This is a genomic window from Paenibacillus sp. FSL R7-0128 (assembly GCF_038002245.1).
In the GTDB taxonomy this organism is placed as follows: Bacteria; Bacillota; Bacilli; order Paenibacillales; family Paenibacillaceae; genus Paenibacillus_AQ; species Paenibacillus_AQ silagei.
In genome coordinates, this window is sequence record NZ_JBBOCD010000001.1 from 3,714,092 (window position 1) to 3,730,687 (window position 16,596).

At 52.2% G+C, this 16,596-nt stretch carries 17 protein-coding genes; 13 read left to right on the forward strand and 4 right to left on the reverse strand.

Annotated elements, in window-relative coordinates; all coding sequences use genetic code 11:
- Window positions 1-93: 93 nt before the first annotated feature.
- From NST26_RS15365 to NST26_RS15405, 9 genes are all read left to right on the forward strand, one after another.
- Window positions 94-888 carry an SDR family oxidoreductase gene (locus NST26_RS15365; RefSeq protein WP_340979352.1) on the forward strand — a complete coding sequence of 265 codons (795 nt, stop codon included), beginning with the start codon at window positions 94-96 and terminating at the stop codon, window positions 886-888.
- A gap of 406 nt (window positions 889-1,294) precedes the next feature.
- Window positions 1,295-2,002, forward strand: coding sequence for a response regulator transcription factor (locus NST26_RS15370; protein ID WP_076075611.1), 708 nt, complete (start codon window positions 1,295-1,297; stop codon window positions 2,000-2,002).
- Complete coding sequence (locus NST26_RS15375) at window positions 1,980-3,404, forward strand: sensor histidine kinase (protein ID WP_340979353.1); 1,425 nt, start codon at window positions 1,980-1,982, stop codon at window positions 3,402-3,404. The genes NST26_RS15370 and NST26_RS15375 overlap by 23 nt, the downstream gene beginning before the upstream one ends.
- Before the next feature lie 137 nt (window positions 3,405-3,541).
- Complete coding sequence (locus tag NST26_RS15380; RefSeq protein WP_340979355.1) at window positions 3,542-4,612, forward strand: hypothetical protein; 1,071 nt, start codon at window positions 3,542-3,544, stop codon at window positions 4,610-4,612.
- A 117-nt stretch (window positions 4,613-4,729) separates the two neighbouring features.
- Complete coding sequence (locus NST26_RS15385; protein WP_340979356.1) at window positions 4,730-5,074, forward strand: YojF family protein; 345 nt, start codon at window positions 4,730-4,732, stop codon at window positions 5,072-5,074.
- A gap of 23 nt (window positions 5,075-5,097) precedes the next feature.
- Window positions 5,098-5,814 carry a bacillithiol biosynthesis deacetylase BshB2 gene (gene bshB2 / locus NST26_RS15390; protein ID WP_340979357.1) on the forward strand — a complete coding sequence of 239 codons (717 nt, stop codon included), beginning with the start codon at window positions 5,098-5,100 and terminating at the stop codon, window positions 5,812-5,814.
- Between the two features lie 16 nt (window positions 5,815-5,830).
- On the forward strand, window positions 5,831-6,373 hold the full coding sequence (locus NST26_RS15395) for a GNAT family N-acetyltransferase (RefSeq protein WP_340979358.1): 543 nt from the start codon (window positions 5,831-5,833) through the stop codon (window positions 6,371-6,373).
- Window positions 6,374-6,429: 56 nt separating this feature from the next.
- Entirely contained in the window at window positions 6,430-6,738 is a 309-nt protein-coding gene (locus NST26_RS15400) for a hypothetical protein (protein WP_340979359.1), read from the forward strand.
- A 96-nt stretch (window positions 6,739-6,834) separates the two neighbouring features.
- On the forward strand, window positions 6,835-8,166 hold the full coding sequence (locus NST26_RS15405; RefSeq protein WP_339256682.1) for a serine hydrolase domain-containing protein: 1,332 nt from the start codon (window positions 6,835-6,837) through the stop codon (window positions 8,164-8,166).
- A gap of 38 nt (window positions 8,167-8,204) precedes the next feature.
- On the opposite strand, the gene NST26_RS15410 is transcribed toward NST26_RS15405, so the two are convergent.
- The gene (locus tag NST26_RS15410; protein ID WP_339256684.1) at window positions 8,205-9,605 is read right to left on the reverse strand and encodes an MFS transporter; all 1,401 of its coding nucleotides are present in this window, start codon (window positions 9,603-9,605) and stop codon (window positions 8,205-8,207) included.
- A gap of 111 nt (window positions 9,606-9,716) precedes the next feature.
- Between NST26_RS15410 and NST26_RS15415 the strand changes: the two genes are divergently transcribed.
- The 3 genes from NST26_RS15415 to NST26_RS15425 are packed head-to-tail and all read left to right on the forward strand — an operon-like array spanning window position 9,717 to window position 11,938.
- Window positions 9,717-10,589, forward strand: coding sequence for a LysR family transcriptional regulator (locus NST26_RS15415; RefSeq protein WP_340979360.1), 873 nt, complete (start codon window positions 9,717-9,719; stop codon window positions 10,587-10,589).
- 22 nt (window positions 10,590-10,611) lie between these two features.
- Window positions 10,612-11,298: a bacillithiol biosynthesis deacetylase BshB2 gene (bshB2, locus tag NST26_RS15420; RefSeq protein WP_340979361.1), complete on the forward strand. Its 687-nt coding sequence runs from the start codon at window positions 10,612-10,614 to the stop codon at window positions 11,296-11,298.
- Between the two features lie 28 nt (window positions 11,299-11,326).
- Complete coding sequence (locus NST26_RS15425; protein ID WP_340980848.1) at window positions 11,327-11,938, forward strand: sugar O-acetyltransferase; 612 nt, start codon at window positions 11,327-11,329, stop codon at window positions 11,936-11,938.
- Window positions 11,939-11,976: 38 nt separating this feature from the next.
- On the opposite strand, the gene NST26_RS15430 is transcribed toward NST26_RS15425, so the two are convergent.
- From NST26_RS15430 to NST26_RS15440, 3 genes are read right to left on the reverse strand one after another with little or no spacing between them, the layout of a single operon-like run.
- Complete coding sequence (locus tag NST26_RS15430; protein ID WP_340979362.1) at window positions 11,977-12,675, reverse strand: LutC/YkgG family protein; 699 nt, start codon at window positions 12,673-12,675, stop codon at window positions 11,977-11,979.
- Window positions 12,672-14,099 carry a LutB/LldF family L-lactate oxidation iron-sulfur protein gene (locus tag NST26_RS15435; protein ID WP_340979363.1) on the reverse strand — a complete coding sequence of 476 codons (1,428 nt, stop codon included), beginning with the start codon at window positions 14,097-14,099 and terminating at the stop codon, window positions 12,672-12,674. Before NST26_RS15435 ends, NST26_RS15430 begins: the two co-directional genes overlap by 4 nt.
- On the reverse strand, window positions 14,096-14,845 hold the full coding sequence (locus NST26_RS15440; protein ID WP_340979364.1) for a (Fe-S)-binding protein: 750 nt from the start codon (window positions 14,843-14,845) through the stop codon (window positions 14,096-14,098). The genes NST26_RS15435 and NST26_RS15440 overlap by 4 nt, the downstream gene beginning before the upstream one ends.
- Window positions 14,846-15,021: 176 nt before the next feature.
- Here NST26_RS15440 and aldA point away from each other — a divergent pair, with 176 nt between their 5' ends.
- Window positions 15,022-16,467, forward strand: a complete 1,446-nt coding sequence (gene aldA / locus NST26_RS15445; RefSeq protein WP_340953001.1) for an aldehyde dehydrogenase — start codon at window positions 15,022-15,024, stop codon at window positions 16,465-16,467.
- Window positions 16,468-16,596: the final 129 nt, after the last annotated feature.

Below are 16,596 nucleotides of genomic sequence, written 5' to 3' on the forward strand. Positions count from 1 at the left end.
ATATTAATCAAGTCTAATATATACATATAGACCTTAGGGCGGCTGGACTTCCAGCCTATCCTGAGGAATCCCTAATGAATTGAGGCCATAACAATGACTATAACTTATGCTAATCCACTGACAGAATACGAAGGTAAAAGAGTCCTGGTAACAGGCGGTACCAAGGGAATGGGACAGGCAATCGCTGCCCGATTCACAGCGGCAGGCGCTGAAGTTATGACTACTGCCCGGACACTTCCGACGGAAGGGCCCGCTTCGGATTTGTTCGTCCAGGCCGATCTGTCCACGCCCGAAGGCGTGGAGCGAGTCATTGCCGCAGTCAAGGCCCGGTTCGGGCGGATCGACATTCTGGTGAATAACGCTGGCGGCAGCTCAACACCAGCGGGGGGATTTCTCGCAGCATCCGATGAACACTGGATGGATGCGCTGAATCTGAACCTGCTGGCAGCTGTGCGGCTGGACCGGGGGCTGATCCCGCTCATGCTGGAGCAAGGCAAGGGAGTCATCATCCACATCTCTTCCATTCAAAGAGTGCTGCCGCTGATCGAATCGACCATCCCCTATGCAGCCGCCAAAGCTGCGTTAAGCAGTTACAGCAAGAGCTTATCTAAGGAATTCTCTCCGAAGGGCATCCGGGTGAACCGGGTTGCGCCGGGCTTCATTCAAACCACAGCAAGCGAGGACTTCCTAAAGAGTATTGCGGAGGTAACAGGCAGTGTGGAAAGTGCGCTGCAGTCGGTAATGGATGCGCTGGGCGGCATACCTATCGGACGCCCCGGCTTCCCTGAGGAGGTAGGTGAGCTGGTAGCCTTCCTTGCTTCCGACCGCGCAGCCTCCATTACGGGTGCCGAGTACGTGATTGACGGGGGAACCGTACCTACGGTGTAAGGTGAAGCTTCACGGTTAAGCTCTGCCTGAACTAACCTCTACTATTAGGACAGTCCGTTAAGCCATTCATTGGCTGAGCGGGCTGTTCCTTTTTCTTTTATTTGTTTTGGAACTATTAAGAAGGTTTTACAAACGAAAAGCAAAAAGAAGCGGAGGGGAAATTTGGAACTGGAGGAGCGAATGCGACCGCCTTTGTGTTTGGATTTCTACCGCGAGTAGCGATTATATTCAGGAAATCCAAACACAACAGCGGCCGGAAGTCCAAATGTTCACCGCAGCGACGCCCAAGCTTTGAGTTGTAATAATTCTTTATCTTTTCTTTAGATTTGGTTTAGACTGGATTAAGAATGGCAGGCTATAGTTACAAAGAGTGCGGCTTGCATGACAAGATAGAGGGGGATTCACCATGTATACCATTCTCATAGCCGATGACGAATCGGAGATTGTTGAGCTTCTGCAGCTGTATCTGGAGAAGGAATATAACATTTTGACGGCAGAGAACGGAATCGAAGCCTTGAAGCTGATGCAGAATAACAAGATTGACCTGGCCATACTGGACATTATGATGCCGGGGATGGACGGGCTGCAGCTGCTGAAGCGGATTCGGGAGCATGAGCATTTCCCAGTACTGTTTCTGTCCGCCAAGAGCCAATATCATGACAAAATCCTGGGGCTGGAGCTTGGAGCGGATGACTACATCGCTAAGCCTTTTAATCCGCTGGAGATTGTGGCGCGTGCCGGGGCCATGCTGCGGCGAGTGCATCAGTTCGATGCCAAGGCACCGGAGGAGGAGAAGCCAAGTGAGCAGATCGTGCTCGGCAGGCTGACGCTGGACCGGAGTACCTGTCAGGTTGAGGTGGCCGGGGAGGCCGTCGCTCTGACCTCTACCGAATATAAAATCCTGGAGCTGCTGATGCAGCAGCCGGGCCGTGTTTTTACACGCAAGAAGATCTATGAGACTGTCTGGGAAGATTTCTACGTCTACGAGGACAACAGCATTATGGTGCACATCAGCAACATCCGCGACAAGATCGAACGAGATTCCAAGAGACCGGAATACCTGAAGACGATCAGGGGATTGGGGTACAAAATTGAAGCACCCGTGGAAAAGTAGAGATAACCGCCCGCTGCAGACGTCGCTGACCATCGACTTCCTGCTGTTCAACTGCATGCTGCTGATGCTGGTGTTAGTGGTCTATCTATTCGTACAAAAGGATATTGCTGAGGTTATCCGGGAGCAAATGACGCCTGACCCCAATCTGTCTGTGGAAGCCGGGGCGTACCGGGAGGAGCTGGGCCAAGGGCCGGAGAGTGAGCGTCTGCTGAAGAGCGGAGGCTGGCTGGAGCTGCTGGATTCCGGCAAGCGGGTGATCCGTGTTGTTGGCGAGAAGCAGGATGAGATTCAGGTTTATGCCGAGGACAGCCTGTTTCAGGGACTGGAGAACCGCAGCGACCAGCCCTTTTATTATTCTATTACGAGCGTAACGGAGCAGGATAGCGGGGCAGCATGGATGTTACTTAAAATTCCCCGCGATGTAATAAATGTCTCTATTAACAACGAGTTTCTGGTCTCCTATCTGAATCATTCGGTGTTCTTTTATGTATTCCTGGTCAGCGGGTTGATTCTGCTGCTGATTTTTGTGTACAGCTATTGGGTCTCCAGACGGATCAAGAAGCCGCTGCGGGTGCTGAATCTAGGCTTGAACCGTATGATGGAAGGGCATTACAATACCCGAATCGCTCTGTATGCAGAGACCGAGTTCCTGCGGATCGGCCACAGCTTCAACTACATGGCTGATGTGATTGAGAAGACCACCGAGGAGAAGCGCCTCGCCGAGAAAAGCAAGCAGCGGCTGATGGTCGATCTGTCACATGACCTGAAGACCCCGATTACCAGCATCCAGGGATACGCGCAGGCCCTTATCGAAGGACGCGTTACCGACCCGGAGCGGCAGACGAAATATTTGAATTACATCTACACCAAGTCCGTGCAGGTCACGAAGCTCATTACGCATATGCTGGATCTGCTTAAGCTAGACTCACCGGATTTCATCCTGCGGATAGAGCGCATTGAGCTGGGCGACCATCTGCGGGAGATTATTGCTGATACCTATGGCGAGATTGAGCAAAAAGAATTCGAGCTTCACGTGCAGGTGCCCGAAGAAGAGGTCTATGCCCGTTATGATCCCGAGCTGTTCGCCAGTGTCATTAATAATCTAATTTCTAATGCTCTGGCCTATAATCCCGAAGGGACGCGCATCCGGGTATCCGTGATTCCCGAGGATACACAGATCAGGATCGAGATTGCGGACAATGGAGTCGGCATTCCGAAGGAGCTGTGGACTACGATCTTTGATCCGTTTGTGCGGGGAGATGAAGCCCGGACAACGGCCAGCGGAGGAACCGGTCTGGGTTTGTCCATCGCCAAGAAGAATGTGGAGAAGATGGGCGGCACTTTGCTGCTGGAGAGCAGGGAAGGGGAGCCGACGGTATTTGTGATCCGTATTCCGAAGTAGCGAACGGCTGAAGGAGTACAGATAAGTGATTTTATATAGAGGAAATAATTAACTTCTTGTCGAATGTACTGATCTGGAAGATTCCGGCACCTTGCCGGGACACCTAACTTACATCGGGGGAAGGAATTAGAACATCTATGAAAAAACTTGCATTACTGCTCACCACTCTGCTGCTTGCGCTCGGACTGGTCTATCCGGGAGGCGCCGGACAGGCAGCGGCCGCAGCCGCACCAGTGTACACGGAGATTGCTACGTTTGTCGAAGGCAACCTGCTTATTTCGCCAGCCAAATCTGTACTCGTGAATGGCTCTGCCTATGTTCCGGTTAAGCTGGCCGGACAGATTCCGGGCTTCAATGTGGCGGCAGATGCTACTGGCGTAACGCTCACAGGCAGCAAAGGAAGCGCCAAGCTGAACAAGGATAACTCTATTTTGTACAAAAGCACCAATTACGTAGCCTTCAAAACCCTGCTCAAGCTTGGAGCGATTGACGGCAAATATGCCTCCAGCGCCATAGCGTTGTTCGTTTGGAGTACAGAGGACGGCAAGAATAAGAGCAACAGTATGCTCTACGCAATCAGCAAGCTGCCTGGAACGATGGGCATTGTGCTTGGCAAAAAGGTCTACTTATATGGACATCCGGGAAGCCATTGGGTGAAAAGTGTACAGTATGTTGATGACAACAACCAGAACTTTGTGATGCAAAATGAAGCCGGAACCGAGTGGGTTCTGGACTTGAACGATTTTGTGGACAATACTATGTACACCATGGAGAATATTGATTATTTGAAGTATTACTATAATGGACAAACGGTGTGGACCCGGAACGCCATGATCAGCGATAGTCCGTTCAAGAACTTTGAGAAAGCAACCATCGCCAATTTCCGCTCGAACCCGGCAAATGGTAATTTAGAAATGATCATCCGCCGGGCCAACGGGCAGGAGGTTCCGCTCGAGATTGAACCTCGTGATGACCCTAGTGAGTATGTCGAAGATGTACTGTTTTTCAAGAATCCGCAAACGGCCTTCAAGATCAGCGATAAAATGTGGTCAGCCATCCGTGAAGAGCGGGCGGTCAGCGGCATGACGATCACAGAGCTTCTGCTCTCCTGGGGAGACCCGGACGAAGTTTATGACGGGTATGTAGTGTACGGCCACCAATACGTCTATTTCATCAATGATAAGGTCTTCTCTATAGTTAATCTTTAATTCTTAGCATCTCCAGGCTTGCTTAAGGAATTCTTAGAGTTCCTTGGGCAGGCTCTTTTTTTCATGTATAATAAATGCACTGGAACCAGCTATTCTTTTACACTCTAGGAGGACATTATGCAGCTCATTCAACCCCAAGCTATTCAGACTCGGATCGACGATTTCGTCTCTGAGGATCTATATATCCATCTAGAACTTACAAACGGAGCCTACGCCAGCCATTTCGACAGCTCCCGTGCTCCGGGCTCGGTGTTCATCAGCAATGCCGAGATCCGTTACACGAACGGCTCCATCTCAGGGACAGGACCCTACCGGGTGGGCTTGAAGACAGAGAAGGGCTGGATCTATGCAGAAGGCCTGACCCATGTGGATGAGCAGGATAACGAGCGGCTGATTCTGGCCGGACATGACAGTATGGGCAAGCTGATCGTGGCGTTGCAGCTTAGCCGGAACCCTTTTTAATGATACTGGAGGAGTAAGCAGACATGAATAATAAATCTATGGACCATGCAAGAATCCTGGTGGTACTTCCCCATCCTGACGATGAAGCCTACTTCGTATCCGGGACGCTGGCGATGTATATCGCAGCAGGTGCAGAGGTGACCTATGCCTGTCTGACACTGGGAGAGATGGGCCGGAACATGGGCGTTCCGCTGATTGCGAACCGTATCACCCTGCCGGCCATCCGCCAAGCGGAGCTCGAAGCTTCCTGTAAGGCCATTGGAATTCAAGACCTGAGGATGCTGGGCTTCCATGACAAAATGATTGAGTTCGAAGACCCGGCGCTTCTGGATCAGCGGATGGAATCGCTCGTGAAGGAGCTTACCCCGTCGCTGGTGATTACGTTCTACCCCGGATATAGCGTGCACCCGGATCATGATGCCACTGGTGCTGCGGTGATCCGTACAATGGCCCGGCTGCCCGCAGCGGAACGTCCGGTTGTACATAGTGTGGCTTTCTCGAATAACCATCAGCAGCGGATTGGAGCAGCCGATGTAGTCATCGATGCAACGCCTTTTATCACTGTCAAAATCAACTCCATTCTGGCGCACCGCACCCAGTTCCAGGAGGATAAAGTGCTTGGTAGCCTTCTGCCAACTGATCCAGTAATCTGCGGCAAGTACGGTATGGAACGCTTCTGGACCTACCGGTTCCCTGAATGCAAGGAACAGCCAGAGGAAGAGGCATTGTGCTGCAATTAAGAATGGAGGCGTAAAGATGACAGAACAACGGGTATACATCCGCTACCCTGAGGCGGGAGATGCCACGGAGCTGACGGGGATGTATTTGCGTAACCGTGAATTTTTTGAAGAACATTCACCGGAGATCAGCGGGGATTTCTATACAGAGGAGTACCAGCGGGACAAGCTTGCGCAGTATGAAGAGTTCAGGGCAGCGGATGAGAGATACGACTTCCTGGTCATTCACAAGGCTGACCGCCGGATTATCGGTACTGTCAGTCTGTCTTTTGTGGTGCGGGGACCGCTGCAGAGCTGTATGATCGGGTACAGTCTGGACAAGGACTATAACGGAAAAGGCTATATGACGGAGGCGGTGCAGCAGGTCGTGCGCTATGCCTTCGAGGAGCTGAAGTTCCACCGGATTACTGGGGAAGCCTCACCGGATAATCCCGGCTCCATCCGTGTGCTTGAGAATGCAGGCTTCCATAAGGAAGGCATTGCCCGTCTGAATGTGAAGATCCGCGGGGTGTGGAAGGACCACCAGATCCTTGCCATCATCAACCCGGCCGAAATCAATTAATGGAGTTAACACTAACGGATTAGTAGCTTAAATATTAACATTGTGGAGGATCACCAATGAGCCAGCGTTTACGAATTACCCGTTCCATGCAGGAAGAGAATGCAGAGCAGGCGCTAACCTTAGAGGAATGCAAGCAATACTTTGCCGATAAATCCGGCTTCAGCTATTCCGGGGTCTACACCGTACAAGGTGTAGAGAGCACGATGTCGATTGATGGAGATTTTTTCATGTGGAGCCATGAGGGGACGGAGTATCCGTTCCGTCTGTATATGGGCGATCTGTACGTTGCCTTGTCAACGGAGGCTATTGTACCCGTGATCCTTGAGATTGCCACGGACCTGCGGGCCGATGTGGTTGAGGGGTAGGCTGAGTAAAGTTCGGATTAAGCTGTTTTTTACACATTCTGTATGCTCCCCGGATGTTATATTGATCCAGTACATATAAGAACTGGGGGAACCAGAATGAATACATATCAGAGTAGAGTACAAGAGCTTCACACGATGCTGACCCGCTTTATGGAGAATGGACCGTTTACCGGATTGCAGGTGGGGATCGTTAGTGAGGACAAGATTCTTTTTACAGGAGAGTATGGCAGCGCTAATGTGTCTACAGAGGAGCCAGTGGTTAACAGCACTCTTTTTCACCAGGCATCCGTCTCCAAGACCTTTGTAGTTACGGCTGTGATGCAATTGGCAGAGCGTGGGCAGGTAGAGCTGGACTCACCTATAGTGAGCTATCTTCCGTATTTCAAAATGAATGATGAACGCTATCATCAGATTACGGTCAGACAATTGTTGAATCACACCTCCGGGATGCCGGATGAGGAGGATTATGCCTGGGACCGGCCTGAATATGATGAAGAGAGTCTTGAGAGGTATGTCAGAGGAATCTGCCATCTCGGCCTGCTGAGTGATCCGGGTACTCATTTTGCATACAGTAATATCGCTTATGAAATTCTTGGAGATCTGATTGCCAAGGTTAGCGGCCTCAGCTTCGAGGAGTATATGCGGCAGCATCTTCTGGAGCCTGCTGGGATGAGCACGAGTTCTTTTCTGAAAATGGAGGTTGAACAGGTGCTGGCTGCGCCCCATGTGCTGAGGAGCTCTGCAGGGTACGGGCCATACGTTAGTGAAGTGTTCCCATACAATAGAGCGCATGCTCCCAGCTCCACACTGTATACCAATGCGCAAGAGATGTGCCAATATATGCTGATGCAGCTCGGTCAGGGCAAAGCTAAGGATAGATATAACGCCTTACAGCCCGGCAGTTATGATCAGATGTGGAACCCTACTATGGCTACAGGCTGGGGGCCGGAGCATGAAGCTGTGGGGCTGGGCTGGTTCCTGGGCCACTATAATGGCTCACGGATACTCTCGCATTCCGGCTGGGATACCGGATTCCTTAGTGAGCTTATTCTACTGCCGGATGAGAATCTCGGCATCTCTGTAATGACCAACTGTGACCATGTGTGGCTGGGCAGTGTGACCCGTCCTATTCTGGATCTGCTGCTGGGCATGGAGGTCCGCCAGCTTAAGCAGTCGATGGTGCATCATCTTGCCAAGACCGTTGTCACGAGCGGCGCAGGTGAGGCCATTAACGAATACCAGCGTATCCGGCGCTTAGAGCAGGATAAGTATTATGAAGCGGATTTTGAATTTATGCGGATTGCTGATATCTTAAGTTATGGCGGCCACCGGGAGGGAGCAATACGCATTCTTACCTGCGCTGCTACAATATACCCGGACAGTGAAGCCGTTGCAGGCAAGCTGCAGCAGCTTTTGGACGAAGCCTAGATTTTTCAGTGGGGTAAGACCCGTCTTCCAAGCGCTCCCTAGCGGTCATCAAGACTGTGATGGGAGTCTTTAGTCTTGCGGGAACGCCGCCGGGACATGAACAGCAGACACAGGGCAATCACGGTGAGGATCATTCCCAGCAGCCGGAATCCGCTGAAGCTGAACTGGTCGCCCATAATGATTCCGATGAGCAGGGAGGAGAGGATCGTCCCGAAATATCTGGAGGTGCTGAATAAGCCGGAGGTTACCCCGATGATCTCTTTTGGCGAGTGGTTGAACAAGGCGGCTTGCATGGCGACGTTGTTCAGTCCGTTGCTGATTCCGAAGGCAGCCAGGGCCAGGATGATGCTGATTACAGGCGATGCCGGATTCAGCATCACGATCCATAGCGACCCGATGGTCATGAGGATTGCCGAACCTGCCTGTGCGGGCCGGGGCCCTGAGGCATTGATCCATCTTCCGGCGATTGGAGAAACGGCGAGTGAGCATAGACCCAGACTTAACATCAGAAGCCCGGTGTGGAATTCACTGACTTGACGAACGAGCTGCAAATAAGATGGAAGACCGAAGAAGACGGAATAAAATAATAGATTAACCAGCATGAATTCGACATTGACACGGATCAGCCCGGGATACCCGGCGAAGGTACGCAGAGGAATGAAGGGCATGGCTGTTCTTAACTCATGCCTTACGAAGACCGCAAGCAGGATGAACCCGGACAGGCCGATGATTACATTGAATAGGGAGACATGACCGGAGGACTTGGCCGACAGCATCTGCGCAAGTACAGCCACCAGCCCCACAGTGAACAGCAGGATTCCAGGCACATCCATCCGGCTCATCCATTGCCGCAAGGACGGCTTGGGTAATAAGGCTGCGGATGGTTTATCTTGCGGGATGGTTCTCCAGGCTAACAGGAAGCTCGCCATTACAAACGGCAGGTTGATGTAGAAAATGGAAGACCAGCCCCACACATGGATCAAGACCCCGCCGATGAACGGTCCTGCCGCTGCCGCTCCTGATGTAAACATCGACAGCACGGATAGAGCAGAGGCTTGCTTGTCTGTAATATTCACCCGGATGATAGCCATCCCTACAGCCACCACCATACTGGTTCCGATAGATTGGATAATCCGCAGAACAACGAGTCCCCCGAAGCCCGGAGACCAAGGGGCGAGCAGGGAGGCTGCGAAGACGATTACCAGTCCGGCCAGGAATATTCTCCTGCGGCCGAAGATATCGCTGGCTCTGCCCATGACAGGCTGGGCAACAGCGCTGCCAATATAGAACGAGAAAATGATCCAGGAAACCACAGTGAACTCAAGCCCGAACACATGCTGTAACCTGGGGATCGCCACAGCTACCATCGAAGAGTTAAGCGGGTTAAGCATGATTCCCAGCCCAACGGATATCATTAACCACCAGTTGCGTGCATTCATTGTTATTCCCCCTCAAGTGCTGTACAGTAATCGTACAGGATATGAGTTATTTACTCCAACGCATTTCATGTTATGAATTCATAGACTTGAGGGAATGAATGGAGGCGGGATATGGAGCTTCTTCAATTGCAGTATTTCATCGCGGTTGCCCGCCTGGAGCATATGACCGAGGCTGCACACAGGCTGCATGTTTCCCAATCCTCACTGAGCAAGACCATTCAGCGGCTTGAGGAGGATCTCGGAGTTCCATTGTTCGACCGGAGCGGGAGGAAGCTGCGGTTGAACGAGCCGGGACGCCGATTTTTTCAACGTGCAGAGAAGGCGCTGTTCGAATTGGAACAGGGGAGGCAGGAGCTTAAGGACCTGTCCAGCCTGGAGTCCAGCAACCTTGAATTAGCGGTAACCACCGCGAGTACCTTGCCCGGTATTCTCCGGGAGTTTCGCCTCAAGCTGCCGGACATCCATTTTCACGTACAAATGCTGCCCATGCAGGAGATGATTCCCCTTCTTCAGAGGGGAGAAGTTGATTTCTGCTTGTCCTCTCCTCCGGTCAGAGGGGAAGAGCTGGAATGTCAGGTGGTCTGTAACGATCACATCTACCTTGCCGTTCCAGCCGCTCACCCTCTGGCGGAGCGCAAGAGCCTCGCCTTGATAGAGCTTAAGAATGAGTGGTTTGTGGGTGTCAAACAAGGTTACGGGATTCGAGATTTGGTGGATTCCGTCTGCCAGGCTTCAGGATTCCTGCCACGCTATGTGTATGAGGGAGACGAACCGGCCCGCTTGATTGACCTGGTGGAAGCCGGAATCGGCTTAGCCTTCATCCCGGGTACGGCGAGGAATGCGCAGGACCATATCCGTCTGATTCCGCTGGAAGACGAGGGACTGGTCAGGGAAATCGCCTTGTTATGGCATAAGAACCGCTATATTTCACAGGCGGGCCTGATTTTCCGCGAGGTTGTTATCGAATATTTCGCTAAGCTATAATGTCACCGGGAGGAATGAACCTATGAACGACACACAGATTACAGAACACAAGCGCATACTGGTGGTGTTCCCGCATCCTGACGATGAGGCTTTTACAGCGGCTGGCACACTGGCGAAGTATATTGAGCAAGGCTCAGAAGTAACCTATGCCTGCCTGACGCTTGGGGAGATGGGGCGGAATATGGGGATTCCTCCATTCGCGAACCGGGTAACCTTGCCGGAGATCCGCCGGGAGGAGCTGCGTGCTTCCTGTCAAGCTATCGGGATACAGGACTTAAGAATGATGGGTTTCCACGATAAAATGATCGAATTCGACGACCCGCGCCTGCTGGAGAATACAATACTGTCCTTACTTCAGGAGCTGGTTCCGTCCCTCGTCATTACGTTCTATCCGGGTTACAGTGTTCATCCTGATCACGATGCTACCGGAGCAGCGGTTATCCGGGCAGTCCACCGCCTGCCTGCCGCTGATCGGCCGGTTGTCCATTGTTGCGCCTTCTCCATCGGCCATGAGGAGCATATCGGACTATCGGATGTGCATGTCGATGTCACCGCATACTTGGACAAGAAGATGGCTTCTATCCAGGCACACCGTTCGCAATTCCAAGCGGCGGAGCTTGTCGGCAATCAGGAGCTGACGGCGGAGGAGATTCAGCTCCGCTTCGGGCAGGAAGCCTTCTGGACCTACCCCATGAACACACAACACTAAGAGAAGGCAGGAATCACCTATGAATCTAATGAATCAAAAAGATAGAATGCTTGCAGGATTACCCTATAAAGCATGGCTGGACGGATTAACCGAAGAACGGACAGCCGCCAGGCTGCTGGTTCACCAGCTCAATTCACTTTCTCCAGACGCTCATGAGGAGAGAGACGGGCTGATCCGTAAGCTTTTGGGCGAAACGGGGGAGCTTGTGCATATTGAGACTCCCTTCCGCTGCGATTATGGATCGAATATCACTGTAGGGAATAATTTCTATGCCAATTTCAACTGTACGATTCTCGATGTAGGCAAGGTGGTCATCGGCGAGAATGTCATGTTCGCTCCGAATGTATCGCTTTACACAGCAGGACATCCTGTCCATCCCGATTCCCGGAATTCAGGCTATGAATACGGGATTGCCATCACCATCGGCAACAATGTGTGGATCGGCGGCAATGTCATTGTGAATCCGGGGGTAACCATCGGGAATAATGTAGTTATCGGAGCGGGGAGCGTAGTGACCAAGGATATCCCGGATAATGTGATCGCCGTAGGCAGCCCGTGCAGAATTGTCCGTGAGATCACGGAGGAAGACCGGAAATTCTATTACAAGGATAGAGAGTTTGACGTCACGGACTACGTGTAGAATCGCTGCTATACCGTCCTTAAGGGACAGGATTCGTTCTATATTAACACATAAGTAGCCCTCAGCGGCCCATGCACCCCGACGACAAGCTTCATTTCGATATCGGCGGAATTGGAGGGACCGGAGATGAAGTTAATCGATGAACCCACCGGTTCCCCGTCCTGAATTCTCCGGTTAAGCGCTGCGGCGGCATCCGTGGAGCGGAGCACCAGCTTCTCACGTTCAACCACCGCAATATAATAGGCGGGCAGGAAATGGAGCGACCGGCCCTGATCGGGGCGGCTCTCCAGAACAACCGTTCCAGATTCCGCAAGTGCACAGTCGGCGAAGACTATGGCTGTATTCGCCGATTCAGCACGCCTGATATTCTCCGCCCGTCCCGCAGCTTCTTCCCATACGGCAGCATCCGGGAAAGCCAGCCCGTACTCCCTGAACCGGGGATCACCGGAAGTCATCACGTTCCCACCGCCATTTGCCTCTAACAGATCATCTAACGTTCTCTGCAGCAGCTCCCGTGTCGATTCAATTACCTGGGTGTGGATGAAGAAGCACTGTTCCTTAAGAATCTCCACCAGATCGTCCGTAGTAAGCGGGCCGTAGCTGTCAGGAATGAACTCCCGGATTGCAGGACGCTGAACCTCAGTCCTCCGTTCCCGGCCCAGCTTGGCGGCAATCGTATTCAGAAAAGCCTCCTTATTCGTGTTTCTGTTCGCGCTCGTGTTTGTGGTTGCTGTCATTGCTCTGAGCCTCCTTTGCGCTTCTCCAGCCATGCCCGGAAGCTGTCCTTCTGCTTGACGGGCTGCTTCAGGTCGCGGGAACGAATCCAGCCCTGAAGCAAGGCCGGTCCTCTTACAATACGGCCCTGCTTGCTCATCATCCGGCTTGCAGAGTGGGCGAACCGCAGGGTTTTGCCGAACAGGGCAGGGGAAGAGAGCAGCTTGCTGGCGGCTTTCATCTGGATACGGTCGGCAGCTCCGGTTCTCTTCTGATTCACAATATTCTGGCGGTGCATAATGAGCTGCTCATGCAGCGGAATCCGCACCGGACAGACATCCGTACAGGCGCCGCACAGACTGGAAGCATACGGCAGCTCCTTATAATCGTCATAACCGCCAAGCAGCGGGGTAATGACCGCCCCAATCGGCCCCGGATAGATCGATCCGTAAGCATGGCCGCCGATATGGCGGTAGATCGGGCAGACATTCAGGCAGGCACCACAGCGGATACACTGAAGAGCTTCGTTGAATTCACTCCCCAGAATATCGGACCGCCCGTTATCGACGACTACCAGATGGAATTCCTCAGGGCCGTCTGTCTCACCGGCGATGGAGGGTCCCATTACTGTGATATAGCTGGTTAGTTTCTGTCCGACGGCGCTGCGGCAGAGCAGATTATCCAGTACCTCCATCTCCTCCAGAGTCGGCACAATCCGCTCCATGCCCATTACTGCGATATGCGTCTTGGGAATGGCAGCCGTAAGATCGCCATTGCCCTCATTGGTGACGAGATTAATCGCTCCGAGATTGGCTATGGCGAAGTTGCAGCCTGTGATTCCGACCTCCGCTTCCAGGAACTTCTGCCGCAGGACCGTGCGGGCAAATCCGGCCAGATTCTCCGGAGTTTCATCGCCTGTATAACCAAGCTTCTCTGTGAATACCCGCTTGATTTGCCTCCGGTCCTTATGCAAGGCGGGAGCCACGATATGCGAGGGCGGGTCCCAATCATCCATCTGGAGGATATATTCTCCAAGATCCGTCTCCGTCAGCTCACAGCCTGCTTCAAGCAGAACGCGATTCAGCTCTATTTCTTCCGTGACCATGGATTTCGATTTGACGATCTTCGTGGCTTGTTTGCGCACAATAACATCCCGGATATAAGTGCTGGCTTCTTCTTTGGTCGCTGCAAAATAGATATGCCCGCCCTGTCGCTCAATATTGCTGGCAAGCTGCTCCAGATAATAATCCAGATTCTCCAGAGTGTGCTGGCGGATAAGCTGGCCTACATTCCGCCACTGCTCCCAGTCACCGAGCGCAGTGGCCGCAGACAGACGTCTTGTCTTGAGACTGTCCTGCGCCGAACCCACGGCACTGCGCATGAAGGAATCCCCAAGGCCATCGTTCGTCCGTTCGCTGAAATTACGTGAATCCGTCTGCAGGCTCAAGTCCGGCTTCCCCCTTTGCTAACTACAGGCTGATGTTGATTCAATACCTCTGCAATGTGCATGATCCGTACAGGCTCACCCTTACGGGACAGACGTCCTCCGATATTCAGCAGACAGCCCATGTCTGCACTGATTAGAATATCCGCTCCCGTATCCATGACACAGCCGCATTTCTCATCGGCCATTTGCTCCGAGATTTCAGGCATCTTCACCGCAAAGGTTCCGCCGAACCCGCAGCAGTTATCGCTGTTCTTGAGCGGCTCAAGCTTCAGTCCCTTCACCTGCTCCAGCAGCTGGAAGGGGGTTTCCTTCTCTCCCAGCAGCCTCGTCATATGGCAGGAACGGTGGTAAGTAGCTGTTCCTTCGAGCGTGGCACCGACATCGGTGATACCCAGTACTTTTACAATGAACTGCGTAATTTCATAGGATTTTTCTTTTAGAGCAACCGCTTTCAATTCCCAATCGGGGTCACCGCTGAAGATCTTCGGATATTCATGAAACATAGCGATGCAGGAGCCGGACGGACCTACGACATAATCCGAAGCCTCGAAGGCCAGTATCATGTTCTGCATAGCAAGCTTGGATTCCTGCAGATAACCGCTGTTGTAGGTAGGCTGGCCGCAGCAGACCTGTGAAGCGGGATAATCGATCTCGCAGCCAAGCCGCTCCAGGACCTCCACCATGGCAATCCCGACATTCGGGCTCATAAGGTCTACCAAACAAGTAGAAAAAATACTGACTCGCACTCCTACCCCTCCCATCAATGAAAACCTATATCCTCAGCTTAACTCAATAAGTCAATGAAAAACAACACAAAAACAAATAAAAAATGTGAAACTTATTGACAATAAATATTGATAGCGTTTACACTATGATTGGGTAATTGGGATAATGGAATAATCTACCTTGAGGGGGAGAAACAGTGACCAAGCATTTGATGTATATCGACGGCCAATTTACGGAATCCGAAGGCAAAGAGTGGATGGATGTTACCAATCCGGCAACCGATGAAGTGATCTCACAGGTTCCCAAGGCTACAAGGAATGATGTCATACGTGCCATTGATGCAGCAGAGCAGGCCCAGGCAGCGTGGGAGGAGACTCCGGCGGTAGAGCGCGGCAAGTATTTGCATGCGATTGCTGACGGGATTCGGGCAGAGGCGGACAGCATCGCCAGGCTGATCTCGGAGGAAGTCGGCAAGACCCTGGAATTATCCACCGTAGAGGTTCATTTCACTGCGGATTATTTGGATTATATGGCGGAATGGGCACGGCGTTATGAGGGGGAGATCGTGCAGAGCGACCGTGATAATGAGCATATTTTTGTATTCAAAAGAGCGATTGGCGTCACCACGGGCATTCTGCCCTGGAACTTCCCGTTCTTCCTGATCGCGAGAAAAATGGCCCCGGCGCTCATCACCGGCAACACGATTGTCGTGAAGCCCAGCGCGGAATCTCCGAACAATGCCATGGCGTTCAGCCGGATCGTGGATCAGTCCGGATTGCCTAAGGGGGTATTCAACCTTATTACTGGCAGAGGCGCGGAAGTGGGCAACGAGCTGTCCAGTAATGCCAAGGTAGGCATGGTTAGTCTTACAGGCAGCGTACCGGCAGGGCAGAAGGTTATGGAGGCGGCGGCTGAGAATATCATCAAGGTCAGCCTGGAGCTGGGCGGCAAAGCGCCTGCCATCGTCATGAAGGATGCCGATCTGGAGCTGGCTGTTCAGGCGATTGTGGCTTCCCGGGTCATTAATACAGGCCAGGTCTGTAACTGTGCGGAGCGTGTCTATGTCCATGAAGATATTAAGGAGGAGTTCACTACGCGGCTGGTTGAAGCGATGAAGGCCGTGAAGTACGGAGACCCGCTCAAGGACACAGACATCCAGATGGGACCGCTCATCAACAAGGCCGCACAGGAATCGGTTCAGCAGAAGGTGGACCGGGCCGTTCAGGAAGGGGCTAAGATCGCCTTGGGCGGTAAAAAGGTAGAAGGAACCGGCAGCTTCTTCGAGCCGACAGTAATCACAGACGCTACGAATGAGATGGAGATTGTGCAGGATGAAATTTTCGGTCCGGTTATTCCTGTCATCTCATTCTCAACCCTGGATGAGGCGATTGCACTCGCCAATGACAGTGAATTCGGCTTAACCTCATCGCTGTACACCCAGAATCTGAATGTCGCCATGAAAGTAATCAAGCGGCTGAAATACGGGGAGACGTACATCAACCGTGAGAATTTCGAAGCGATGCAGGGCTTCCATGCAGGCTGGAGAAAATCCGGCATCGGCGGCGCTGACGGCAAGCATGGCTTGAACGAATACCTCCAGACGCATGTTGTCTACTTGCAATATGACAAGTCAGTTAACTGAATGACCTCATAATGTAAGCATATAAGCATATAAGCATATAAGAGAAATGCTCCCATGCAGTTTGGGGGCATTTTTTGCGTGTGAATATAAGAAGTTGTAGGTTCATCCGCAATTGAGCAGATTTACAAA